Source organism: Nocardioides immobilis (assembly GCF_003515065.1).
GTDB classification, from domain to species: Bacteria; Actinomycetota; Actinomycetes; order Propionibacteriales; family Nocardioidaceae; genus Nocardioides; species Nocardioides immobilis.
The window spans coordinates 96012-106907 of record NZ_QXGH01000026.1; the positions used below are offsets into that span (position 1 = coordinate 96012).

The 10896-nt window shown below is 71.5% G+C and carries 13 protein-coding genes; all 13 read right to left on the reverse strand.

From position 1 onward, the window contains the following. Positions 1 to 48: 48 nt before the first annotated feature. The gene (locus tag D0Z08_RS20960) at positions 49 to 537 is read right to left on the reverse strand and encodes a GNAT family N-acetyltransferase (RefSeq protein ID WP_245994249.1); all 489 of its coding nucleotides are present in this window, start codon (positions 535 to 537) and stop codon (positions 49 to 51) included. Beyond that, a complete protein-coding gene (locus D0Z08_RS20965; RefSeq protein ID WP_118927215.1) occupies positions 524 to 1459 on the reverse strand; it encodes an RluA family pseudouridine synthase in 936 nt (311 codons plus the stop codon). Before D0Z08_RS20965 ends, D0Z08_RS20960 begins: the two co-directional genes overlap by 14 nt. Further along, the gene (gene lspA / locus D0Z08_RS20970; protein ID WP_118927216.1) at positions 1456 to 2055 is read right to left on the reverse strand and encodes a signal peptidase II; all 600 of its coding nucleotides are present in this window, start codon (positions 2053 to 2055) and stop codon (positions 1456 to 1458) included. Before lspA ends, D0Z08_RS20965 begins: the two co-directional genes overlap by 4 nt. Further along, positions 2028 to 2870, reverse strand: a complete 843-nt coding sequence (locus tag D0Z08_RS20975; RefSeq protein ID WP_118927217.1) for a TraR/DksA family transcriptional regulator — start codon at positions 2868 to 2870, stop codon at positions 2028 to 2030. Before D0Z08_RS20975 ends, lspA begins: the two co-directional genes overlap by 28 nt. Before the next feature lie 185 nt (positions 2871 to 3055). Then, positions 3056 to 3823 carry a DivIVA domain-containing protein gene (locus D0Z08_RS20980; RefSeq protein WP_118927218.1) on the reverse strand — a complete coding sequence of 256 codons (768 nt, stop codon included), beginning with the start codon at positions 3821 to 3823 and terminating at the stop codon, positions 3056 to 3058. Between the two features lie 82 nt (positions 3824 to 3905). Further along, complete coding sequence (locus D0Z08_RS20985; protein WP_118927219.1) at positions 3906 to 4199, reverse strand: YggT family protein; 294 nt, start codon at positions 4197 to 4199, stop codon at positions 3906 to 3908. 87 nt (positions 4200 to 4286) lie between these two features. After that, positions 4287 to 4796 carry a cell division protein SepF gene (locus tag D0Z08_RS20990; protein ID WP_118927220.1) on the reverse strand — a complete coding sequence of 170 codons (510 nt, stop codon included), beginning with the start codon at positions 4794 to 4796 and terminating at the stop codon, positions 4287 to 4289. Between the two features lie 70 nt (positions 4797 to 4866). Continuing rightward, on the reverse strand, positions 4867 to 5586 hold the full coding sequence (locus D0Z08_RS20995; RefSeq protein WP_118927221.1) for a YggS family pyridoxal phosphate-dependent enzyme: 720 nt from the start codon (positions 5584 to 5586) through the stop codon (positions 4867 to 4869). Next, positions 5583 to 6281, reverse strand: a complete 699-nt coding sequence (gene pgeF / locus D0Z08_RS21000) for a peptidoglycan editing factor PgeF (protein ID WP_118927222.1) — start codon at positions 6279 to 6281, stop codon at positions 5583 to 5585. The genes D0Z08_RS20995 and pgeF overlap by 4 nt, the downstream gene beginning before the upstream one ends. Positions 6282 to 6299: 18 nt before the next feature. After that, positions 6300 to 7505: a cell division protein FtsZ gene (ftsZ, locus tag D0Z08_RS21005; RefSeq protein WP_118927223.1), complete on the reverse strand. Its 1206-nt coding sequence runs from the start codon at positions 7503 to 7505 to the stop codon at positions 6300 to 6302. 174 nt (positions 7506 to 7679) lie between these two features. Further along, complete coding sequence (locus D0Z08_RS21010; protein ID WP_118927224.1) at positions 7680 to 8426, reverse strand: cell division protein FtsQ/DivIB; 747 nt, start codon at positions 8424 to 8426, stop codon at positions 7680 to 7682. Continuing rightward, entirely contained in the window at positions 8419 to 9789 is a 1371-nt protein-coding gene (murC, locus tag D0Z08_RS21015) for a UDP-N-acetylmuramate--L-alanine ligase (protein WP_118927225.1), read from the reverse strand. Before murC ends, D0Z08_RS21010 begins: the two co-directional genes overlap by 8 nt. Before the next feature lie 13 nt (positions 9790 to 9802). Beyond that, positions 9803 to 10888, reverse strand: a complete 1086-nt coding sequence (gene murG, locus D0Z08_RS21020; RefSeq protein WP_118927226.1) for an undecaprenyldiphospho-muramoylpentapeptide beta-N-acetylglucosaminyltransferase — start codon at positions 10886 to 10888, stop codon at positions 9803 to 9805. Positions 10889 to 10896: the final 8 nt, after the last annotated feature.

A 10896-nucleotide genomic window follows, 5' to 3' on the forward strand; every position in this document is an offset into this window, starting at 1 on the left:
AGAAGCGGTCGGGGAAGGGCATCAGCCTACGCGACCGCGGACCCGAGACTAGGCCGACCCACCGACACCGGACCCGCGCCACTCCATCCGGATGTCGGGAGCCTTCTCCTCGTTGCCGCTGCCGTCGGTGAGCTCACGCTCGACCAGCCCGTGCCGCGCGTAGAACTCCCGCGCAGGCGTGTTGGTCTCGAAGACCCACAGGGAGAAGCCGCCGGGGCGCAGCGTCTTGACCAGGTCGAGCAGCGCGGACCCGATCCCCTCGCCCTGCGCCTCGGGCAGCACGTAGAGGTCGTCGAGCCAGTCGCCCTTGAGCTCGGTGAACGCGACGATCCCGCGCTCGTCCTCCGCCACCCAGGGCTCCCGCTCGCCGGCCAGCAGGTCGAGGGCGCCGTAGAACGCGTGGACCTCGTGCGGCGGGTGGATCGACGGCGGCATCGCCGGAGCCGCGGCCGCTCGGGAGGCGATGAACACCTCGGCGATCGGCGCGAGGTCCTCGGCCGTCGCCGGACGGATGGTCAGGCCGTCAGTCGCTGTCACGGATCACGTCGAGGGCGTGCTGGAGGTCGTCGGGGTACGACGACTCGTACTCGACCGGCTTGCCGGTCTCCGGGTGCTCGAACCCGAGACGTACGGCGTGCAGCCACTGCCGGGTGAGGCCGAGCCGCTTGGCCAGCGTCGGATCCGCCCCGTAGGTCAGGTCGCCGCAGCACGGGTGCTTGAGCGCCGTCATGTGCACCCTGATCTGGTGAGTGCGACCGGTCTCCAGGTGCACCTCGAGCAGGCTCGCGAACCGGTGCGCCTCGAGGGTCTCGTAGTGGGTGACACTCGCCCGGCCGCCGTCCATCACCGCGAACTTGTAGTCCGCACCCGGGTGTCGACCGATCGGCGCGTCGATGGTGCCGGAGAGCGGGTCCGGGTGACCCTGCACGAGGGCGTGGTAGGTCTTGTCGACCGTGCGGTGGCGGAACGCGTTCTTGAGGATCGAGTAGGCGTGCTCGGACTTCGCGATGACCATGACGCCGGACGTGCCGACGTCGAGCCGCTGGACGATGCCCTCGCGCTCCTTGGCCCCCGAGGTCGAGATCCGGAACCCGGCCCCCGCCAGGTGCCCGACGACGGTCGGTCCCCGCCATCCCGGTGAGGGGTGTACGGCGACGCCGACCGGCTTGTCGATCACGACGATGGCCGAGTCGTCGTGGATGATCTTGATGCCCTCGACCAGCTCGGGAACGATCTCCAGCGGATCGGCCTCGACGGGGATCTCGACGTCGAGCGCGGCCCCCTGGAGCACCCGGTCGCTCTTGCTGACATCCGCCCCGTCGAGGCGCACCCGGCCGTCCGCGATCAGCTCGGCCGCGCGCGACCTGGACAGCCCGAAGAGCTGCGCCATCGCGACATCGACCCGCTGACCGTCGAGTCCGTCCGGAACCAGCAGGCTCCGGTGGTCGACGCTGCTCACGCGTCGGCCCCGTCGGTGTCCCCGGTGTCCTCGGCGTCCTCGGGATGCCGCGTCCCGTCCATCCGGATGCCGCGGAAGACCTGGAGCAGGATCAGGCCCGCGCCGACGTTGATCGCGATGTCGGCGACGTTGAAGATCGGCCAGTTGGGGAGCTGGAGGAAGTCGATGACGTGCCCGCGGAACGGACCGGGCTCGCGGAGCATCCGGTCGGTGAGGTTGCCGGTGATGCCGGCGAGCAGCGCGCCCAGTCCGGCCGCCCAGACCCGGTCGACCACCTTCCGGCTCGCGACGAGCACGAACATCGTTGCCGCGATCGCCAGGCAGGAGAGACCAACCGTGAACTCGGTGCCGAGCGAGAACGCCGCGCCGGGATTGCGGGTCAGGTGGAGCTGGAGCAGGTCGCCGACGACCCGGACGTCGTCACGATCCGTCAGCTGCTCGACGGCAGCGCGCTTGGAGAGCTGGTCGATGACGTAGACCACGACCGCGACGACCGCGAAGACGGCCCACGACCGGCGGCTCGTCAGCACGGTCCGCGGGTGGTCGGCAGGGCCGCTCTTGCTGCTGTCTACCGACGTTCCTCGCGCTGCTTGCATGTCATGCACAGTGTGGCACGGGGGAAAGCCATCAACCGCATCTTGCCGATCGCATTGCCGCAGGACTCGCACACGCCGTACGAGCCGTCGTCGATGCGGACCAGGGCACGGTCGATCTGCGCGACCTTGTCCCGCTCATGGTTGAGCACCGTGAGCTCGTGGTCGCGCTCGAAGCTGGTCGCACCCAGGTCCGCCTGGTCCTGCCCGGCGCCGTCGCCTGCGTCGCGCAGCAGGCCGGACAGATCCGCTTCCTGCTCGGCGACGATCTGCTGGCTGTGGTCGCGCTGCTCGTGCAGCTCCTTGAGCACCTCGGCCAGCTCCGCCTTCGACCACGCCTCCTCGCCCTCGAGAACGACCAGCTTCGCGGGCGCCGCCTTCTTCGCGGCTGCCTTCTTCGCGGGAGCCTTCTTCACGGCGGCCTTCTTCACGGGTGCGGCCTTCTTCACGGGTGCGGCCTTCTTCACGGGTGCGGCCTTCTTCACGGGTGCGGCCTTCTTCACGGGTGCGGCCTTCTTCGCCGGTGCGGCCTTCTTCGCGGGCGCGGCCTTCTTCGCGGGCGCGGCCTTCTTCGCGGGCGCGGTCTTCGCGGGCGCGGTCTTCTTCGCGGGCGCGGCCTTCTTCGCGGGCGCGGCCTTCTTCGCGGGCGCGGTCTTCGCGGGCGCGGTCTTCTTCGCCGGTGCGGCCTTCTTCGCGTTCTTGGCCGGCGCGGTCTTCGCGGCTGCCGCCGCGGGCTGGTCGGTGCGTCGGCGGCCGATGATCTTGCCGGCTGCCGACACCGTTCGCCCTGCCAACGACTTCTTCGTGGTGCGGGCCATGTTCGGGCCTCCTCCGGACCGTCTCACCCGCGGCGGGGGCCACGGGCTGCACGGAGGTTAGCCGCTGCGACGGTCGTCACCAAGGAGCCACTCCGCCCACCGAGATCACGGGCCCGAGGAAAACTGACACCGGCCGGCCCCCGCAGGGGCCGGCCGGTGCCGATGTTGGTTGCGTGACCGTCCGGTCAGCGCTCCTCCTCGCCGAGGATCGACCGGAGCCGCTTGGGCGCCGGGGACTCGTCGGTCGGGGCGACGGTGTCGCCCGGAGCCTGCAGCGCCTCGAGCTGCTGCGTGAAGTAGCTCTTCAGGCGGGAGCGGTACTCGCGCTCGAACGAGCGCAGGTTCTCGACCTCGACGCTGAGCTTGTCGCGCTCCTTCTCGAGGTCCGCGAACAGCTGCGTACGCCGCTCCGCGGTCTCGGAGTCGAGCATCTCGGAGCGGGTCCGCGCGTCGGACTCCATCCGGTCCGCCTTGCCCTTCGACTCGTTCTCGAGACGCTCGGCCTTGGTGCGGGCCTCGCCGACGATGCGGTCGGCCTCGTTCTTCGCGTCCTCGACCAGCTCGTCGGCGTTGCGCGTCGCGATCTCGAGCAGCCGCGCCGCGGCGTTCGACGCCTCGGGGACGGTCTCGACCCGGATCGTCTCGACGCCACCGGCGGTCTCGACGGGAGCAGCCGCGGGGGGCTGCGGGGCCGCCGCGACGACAGGCGCCGGCGGCTCGGGGGCGGGCGCCTCGCGCACCGCGGTCAGCTGCGTGGTGGCAGCCTCGGACGACGGCGAGCCGGACTGGGCCGCAGCGAGCTTGGCGCGCAGTTCGTCGTTCTCGGCGGTCAGGCGAGCAAGCTCGGCCTCCACCTCGTCGAGGAACTGGTCGACCTCACCCATGTCGTAGCCCTCGCGGAGCCGGACGGGGGTAAAGCGCTTGTTGCTCACGTCCTCGGGCGTCAGCGGCATGACCTCACCTATCTTTGAGAAACGGGGACTTACTGTCCCGCGAACAATAGCGCCTGACCAGTGTCAACAGAGATTCGACCGATCAGGACAAGAGCAGTGCGCGGTTCAGGTACAACGCCACGTAGGCGAGGATCATGACCAGGATGAAGCTCAGGTCGAGCGCGAAGTTGCCGATCCGGAGCGGCTTGACCACGCGCCGCAACGCGTTGATCGGCGGGTCGGTGATCGAGTAGACCACCTCGAGCAGCACCAGCAGCACCCCGCGCGGTTCCCACGACCGGGCGAACACCTGGACCCAGTCGACGATGAACCGGATCCAGAGCAGCCCGATGAAGACCCAGAGGACAACCTCGATGATCAGACCGACGAGCGTCAACGACCGTTCCTAGCAATGGCTGAATGGGACTGCCGCGATCCTAGGGGCGTCGCCCAATCCGGCTCGTCTGGGGGCGGGTATTCCGACTCAGCTCTGGTTGAAGAAGCCGGCGTCGGCGATCCGCTGCTTGTCGGCCGCGGCCACGGTGACGTTCTGCGGCGACAGCAGGAACACCTTGTTGGTCACCCGCTCGATGCTGCCGCGGGTGGCGAAGATGAGGCCGGCAGCGAAGTCGACGAGGCGCTTGGCGTCGGCGTCGTCCATCTCGGAGAGGTTCATGATCACCGGCGTGCCGTCGCGGTACTGCTCCCCCACTGCGCGCGCCTCGTTGTAGGTGCGCGGGTGCAGCGTCGTGATCCGGGAGAGCTCGGCCACCACACCGACGGCCGGGGCCGCGGTCGCCGCTGCCGGCGCCGGGCGGCGGCGCTCGTTGATGTCGGCGACGGAAGCCGTGCGCGCGCGTGGGGCGCGGTCCTGACGGGCGTCGCGAGCAGGAGCGGCCTCCTGGGCGTCGTACCCGTCGACGTCGAACTCGTCGTAACCGGTGTCCTCGAGCAGGCCGAGGTATTCACCGATCCTGCGCATCGCACCGCTCATGGCTGTTGCCTCCGCCTCGTCTTCTTCAGTCTGCGTCCCGGTCGGGACACCGCTTGGCTTGTTGTGGACATTACTGGACCGAGGGCCTCGATCCGAGGACCGCGGTGCCGACGCGCACGTGTGTCGCGCCGGCCTGGATCGCCGCTTCCAGGTCGCCACTCATGCCGGCCGACAGCCAGTCGGCAGCGGGGTGGTCGACGAGGAAGTCGCGGCGTACGTCGGACAGCCGGGCGAACGCCGCAGCCGGGTCCTCCCCGAGCGGGGCGACCGCCATCAGACCGCGCAGCCGGAGCGCCCCGGCGGCCTCGACCGCGGCGGCCAGCGCCGACAGCTCCGCAGGGTCGGCGCCCGCGCGGCCCGGCCGGTCCGGCGGGTCGAGACTGACCTGCAGGAGTGCGTCGACGGGGTGTGCGCGGCCCTGGGCGCCGGAGTCGAGCCGGCCGACGAGCTTCTTCCGGTCGACGGAGTGGACGACGTCGGCGTACGCCGCCACCGCCGCGGCCTTGTTGCTCTGCAGGCCGCCGACGAAGTGCCAACGCAGCCCGGGACCCCCAGGAGCTTGCAGGTCGGCGCACTCCTGCTGCTTGGCCTCGGCCTCCTGATGGCGGTTCTCGCCGACGTCGGTGACGCCGAGGTCGGCGAGCAGCCGGACGTCGGAGGCGGGGAAGTACTTCGTGACGACCACCAGGGTGACCTCGTCGGGACTGCGGCCGGAGCCCTCGCACGCCACTGCGATCCGTTCCCGTACGGCGGCGAGACCCGCGGCCACCTGCGCACGCCTCGCGGTCATCGGATCCACACCAGCCCTGCGAACCGGCCCGCGTCGCCGCCGTCGCGCCGGTAGGAGTGGAGCTGCTCGTCCTCGAGCGTGCACCGGCCGACGTGCGTCGCGGAGACGCCGGCCTCGGCCAGCTGCGCCTCGACCCCTGCGCCGAGGTCGAGGGCGGGCGTGCCCCACGAGGTCTCCGACATCGCGGCAGGGACGACCGCCGCGACCTCGCGACGCATCTCCTCCGGCACCTCGTAGCAGCGACCGCACACGTGCGGCCCGATCCACGCCCGGATCTCCTCTGCGCCGAGTGCCCGCATCCGAGCGACCGTGGTGCCGACGATGCCCAGCGTCATGCCGAGCCGGCCTGCGTGCACGGCGCCGATGACACCGGCGCCGGGATCGGCCAGCAGGACCGGCACGCAGTCGGCCACCCGGACCATCAGGCCCACCCCGCGGCGCGTGGTCACCAGCGCGTCGGCTTCGGGTACGTCGTCGCCGGCCGGGTCGTCGACGACCTGCACGACCTCGTCGCCGTGGACCTGCCTCAGCCGTGCGAACGGCACCCCGGTCGCCTCGACTACCGCAGCGAGGGAGGCGGCGAAGCCTTCGTTCTCGTTCTCCAGGTCGAGCGTGGCGTCCGTGAACGCGACCTCGACCCGGACCCCGTCAGCGGGGCTCGGGTCGAGGGCGCAGGTGTCACGGAAGGCGAACACGAATGCTGGTATCGCGATCTACTTCAGGAAGTCCGGCACGTCCAGGTCGTCGTCGAAGTCCATCGGCGGCGACGTCGGCCGCGCACCCACCGGTACGGACGGCTGCTGGACCGGGGCTTCCTGCCGGGCCGGGGCTTCCTGCCGGACCGGGGCCTGCTCGGCCACGGGCTCGGGCTCGCGACGGGTGGCGATGGCTGCCCGCATCTCCTCCTGGGTCTGCTGCGGACGGGCGTCCGGCCGGCGCAGCGAGCTGCCGGTCTCGCGCTTCCGCGGCGGGGTGCCCCCGTCGAAGCCCGCGGCGATGACCGTGATCCGCACCTCGTCGCCGAGCGCGTCGTCGATGATCGCACCGAAGATGATGTTGGCCTCGGGGTGCACGGCCTCGGCGACCATCCCGGCCGCCTGGCTGATCTCGAAGATGCCGAGGTCGGAGCCACCGGCGACCGACAGCAGCACGCCGTGGGCGCCGTCGATCGACGCCTCGAGCAGCGGGCTGCTCACCGCCATCTCGGCCGCGGCGAGCGCGCGGTCCTCGCCGCGGGCGGAGCCGATGCCCATCAGCGCCGAGCCGGCGTTGCTCATGACCGCCTTCACGTCGGCGAAGTCGACGTTGATCAGGCCGGGGGTGGTGATCAGGTCGGTGATGCCGGAGACACCCTGCAGCAGCACCTGGTCGGCCTGGCGGAACGCGTCCATCACCGACACGTTGCGGTCGGAGATCTGCAGCAGCCGGTCGTTCGGGATCACGATGAGGGTGTCGACCTCCTCGCGGAGCCGCTCGATGCCCTCGTCGGCCGACTTCTTCCGGCGCATTCCCTCGAAGGTGAATGGCCGGGTGACGACGCCGATGGTCAGCGCGCCCAGCGAGCGGGCGATCCGGGCCACGACCGGCGCACCGCCGGTGCCCGTGCCGCCGCCCTCGCCCGCGGTCACGAAGACCATGTCGGCCCCCTTGAGGACCTCCTCGATCTCCTCGGCGTGGTCCTCGGCGGCCTTGCCGCCGACGTCCGGGTTGGCACCGGCACCGAGCCCGCGGGTGAGCTCGCGGCCGATGTCGAGCTTGACGTCGGCGTCGCTCATCAGCAGCGCCTGCGCGTCGGTGTTGATCGCGATGAACTCGACGCCCTTGAGTCCGACCTCGATCATCCGGTTGACGGCGTTGACCCCGCCGCCACCGATGCCTACGACCTTGATGATGGCCAGGTAGTTCTGTGCAGCAGCCACGCCGTCTTCCCCTCTCGACTGTCCCAGTGATGGTGCCCGGGTCTGGTTGGCAACCCTTACCCTCATCCTGAGGGTTATAGTTATGTCAACCTCTTGGTTCCCATGACAGTAGGGAGAGCGGCCTCCCCTGCTCGGGAGACACGCCGAAGGAAGTGGGGTCGGATCAGACCCCGGTCACTTCGTGGCCGGCAGACCGGGCACGCTGACGTCGTACGACGTCGCGTCCGGGCGGGCCTCGAGCAGGGTGAGGAGGACCTCGGCCTTCTGGTCGGACTCGTCGGAGCTCCCCCACGTGACCGTCCGGCCCTCCCCCAGCTGCAGCAGGATCTCGTCCGCGCTCTCGACCCGGATGTGGTCGACGAGCCGCGTCACCTCCTCGTCCAGCGCGGCCACGACCGCGGCGGCCTCCTCGAGCGCGAACCGGTCGGCCCGCGAGCCGACGACGACCTGTGGCAGGGAGGCCGGGGGCTGCTGCGGCATCCGGTCGAAGGTGAAGGTGTCGCCGCCCTCGGCGAGGAACACGTACCCCGAGCCCTCGGTCACCACCGCGAGCGGCTGCCACTCCTCGACCTCGATGCGGATGTCGCGCGGCCACTGGCGGGACGCGTCGACTGCCTTCACCGCCGTGAGCCGACCCTCGACCTGGGCCTCGATCTCGGCCAGGTCCACCCGGGCCAGGGCGTCGCCGGTCGGGACCTCCGCCGCCGCGAGGACCTCGGTCTCCGTGAGCTGCGACGTCCCGGTGACCTCGGCGCCCTCGACCCGCAGCCACGGCGAGAAGTAGATGCCGTAGATCGCGAAGGCGACGCTCGCGACCAGGAGCACCCCGACCAGCACCCGGCGCCAGACCAGCCAGCGCCGTGCCCACTGACGCCGTGCGAACCGGCGGCGGGTGCGGTCCTGCGCGGCGCGCTCAGCCACCGGCTCGCTCCTCGAGCGCCGCGACCAGCTGCGGCGCCAGGGCGGTCACGTCGCCCGCTCCGAGGGTCAGGACGACGTCGCCCGGCCGGGCCCGGTCGAGAAGGACGTCGAGCGCGCGGTCACGGTCGGCGACGAACGTGACCTGCTCCGCAGGCAGGGGTACGGCGTCCGCGACCACCGCTCCCGTGACCGACGGATCGGGGTCCTCGCGCGCGACGTAGACGTCGAGCACCACGACCTCGTCCGCGGCACCGAGCGCGGCGCCCATCTCGGCGCCGAAGATCCGGGTGCGGGAGACCAGGTGCGGTTGGAAGCACACGACCAGGCGGCCGTCTCCGGCCACCGACCGGGCGGCCTCGAGGTCGCCCTTGATCTCGCTGGGGTGGTGGGCATAGCTGTCGTAGACGCGGATCCCGGAGACATCGCCGATCGGCTCCATCCGCCGCTTGGCGCCGCGATGGCGCGCCAGGCCACGGATCAGTGCGCCCGGGTCGGCGTCGAGCTCCAGCCCTACGGCGAGGGCGTACAGCGCGTCCTGCGCGTAGTGCCGTCCCGGGACGGCGAGCTCGACCCAGCCGAGGTCCTCGCCGTGGGCCTCGACCCGGAACCGGGTGCCACCGTCGGCGGTCGTCAGCTCGTGGCCGCGGACGGTCGCGCCCGGGAAGAACCCCGCGGTCACGTCGGCGAGGTCGCGGCGATCGGCGATGGTGACGCGGGCGCGCTGGGCGAACTCCGCGAACGCCGCCTCGTAGGCCTCCTCGGTGCCCCAGTGGTCGAGGTGGTCGGCGTCGACGTTGGTGATGACGGCGATGTCCGGTGTGTAGACGAGGAAGGCACCGTCGGACTCGTCGGCCTCCACGACGGCGACCGGTCCCGTGCCCAGTCGCGCGTTGGTGCCGAGCGACTCGACCTCGGCGCCGATGGCGAACGTCAGGTCGCACCCCGCCTCCTGCAGGGCGACGGTCGTCATCGCCGTGGTCGTCGTCTTGCCGTGGGTGCCGGCGATCGCCACCACCGACCTGCCCACCAGCACCGACTGCAGGCCTGCCGACCGCGGCCACAGCCGGAGGCCCCGGGCGGTCGCCGCGACGATCTCCGGGTTGTCCTCACGGGCTGCGGTCGTGGCGACGACGGTGTCGATGCCGTCGAGGTTCGCGGCGTCGTGTCCGAGGTGCACCACGATGCCCTCGCTCCGCAGGGCCTGGACGACGGCCGAGTCGCTGGCGTCGCTGCCGCTGACCGCGATCCCGGACTGGTGCATGAGTCGCGCGATCGCGGAGAGACCGGCACCGCCGATCCCGACGAAGTGCACCCGGCCGAGCCGGTCAGCGGCCGGGATCTCGTCGGGGACAGGGATTCTCATCGGAGCGCCGCCCTCATCGTGCCGTCTCGGCGATGAGCCGGGCCAGCCTGTCGTCGGCGTCCGCGGGCACCAGTCCCGACGCGGCCGCACTCATCGCGGCGAGCCGCGCGGGGTCGCCCGCGAGCCCGGGCACCGTGTCGGCGACGTAGTCGGCCGTGAACGCGGCCTCCTCGGCCATCAGCGCTCCCCCGGCGTCGACGACGGGACGGGCGTTGTGGACCTGCTCGCCGTTGCCGTAGGCGAGCGGAACGAAGATCGTCGGCACCCCGCTCGCCGCGGCCTCGACCACGCTGTTGGCACCGGCGCGGCACACCATCAGGTCGGCGGCGGCGAGGGCGTAGTCCATCCGCTCGACGAACGTCACCACGAGGTACGGCGTACCGGTCTCGACCGGCTCGACCCACTCCGGGTCCTCCTTGCCGCGCGCGCCGATGACGTGGAGCACCTGGACACCGGCCGCGCCGAGCGCGGCGGATGCGCGGGACACCGCGCGGTTGAGCTTCCACGCACCCTGTGACCCACCCGTGACGACGAGCGTCGGCAGGTCGGGATCGAGACCGAAGAAGGCACGGGCCTCCGCGCGCAGAGCGGGCCGGTCGAGCTGGGAGATCATGCGCCGCAGGGGCAGTCCGACGTACTCGGCGTTCTTCAGCGGGGTGTCGGGGAAGCTGACGGCGACCCGGTCCGCGATCCGCGCACCGACCTTGTTGGCGATGCCGGGGAGGGCGTTCTGCTCGTGGATCACGAGCGGCAGCTTGCGGCGCCGGGCCGCGAGGTACGCCGGCATCGACACGTAGCCGCCGTAGCCGACGATCACGTCGGGCTGGGTCCGGTCGATCACCTCGAGGGTCGCCTTCACCGCGCCGCGGAGGCGGGACGGCACCATCGCCAGGTCCTTGTTGGGGCGCCGCGGCAGCGGGACCGGCGGGATCAGCTCGAGCGGGTAGCCAGCTGCCGGGACCACCGTGCTCTCCAGGCCGCGGGGCGTGCCGAGGCAGGTGATCACGGTCGCCGGATCGAGCCGCACCAGCGCGTCGGCGGTCGCGAGCAGAGGAGACGTGTGCCCGGCAGTGCCACCGCCGGCGAGCAGTACCTTCATCGACGGCG

Bases quoted from the DNA above. Each gene is read 5' to 3' on its own strand.
- murC (WP_118927225.1), bottom strand. From the start codon at position 9,789: ATGAGAATCCCTGTCCCCGACGAGATCCCGGCCGCTGACCGGCTCGGC.
- D0Z08_RS20990 (WP_118927220.1), bottom strand. From the start codon at position 4,796: ATGAGCGGTGCGATGCGCAGGATCGGTGAATACCTCGGCCTGCTCGAG.
- lspA (WP_118927216.1), bottom strand. From the start codon at position 2,055: ATGCAAGCAGCGCGAGGAACGTCGGTAGACAGCAGCAAGAGCGGCCCT.
- D0Z08_RS20995 (WP_118927221.1), bottom strand. From the start codon at position 5,586: ATGACCGCGAGGCGTGCGCAGGTGGCCGCGGGTCTCGCCGCCGTACGG.
- D0Z08_RS20980 (WP_118927218.1), bottom strand. From the start codon at position 3,823: ATGCCGCTGACGCCCGAGGACGTGAGCAACAAGCGCTTTACCCCCGTC.
- D0Z08_RS20975 (WP_118927217.1), bottom strand. From the start codon at position 2,870: ATGGCCCGCACCACGAAGAAGTCGTTGGCAGGGCGAACGGTGTCGGCA.
- murG (WP_118927226.1), bottom strand. From the start codon at position 10,888: ATGAAGGTACTGCTCGCCGGCGGTGGCACTGCCGGGCACACGTCTCCT.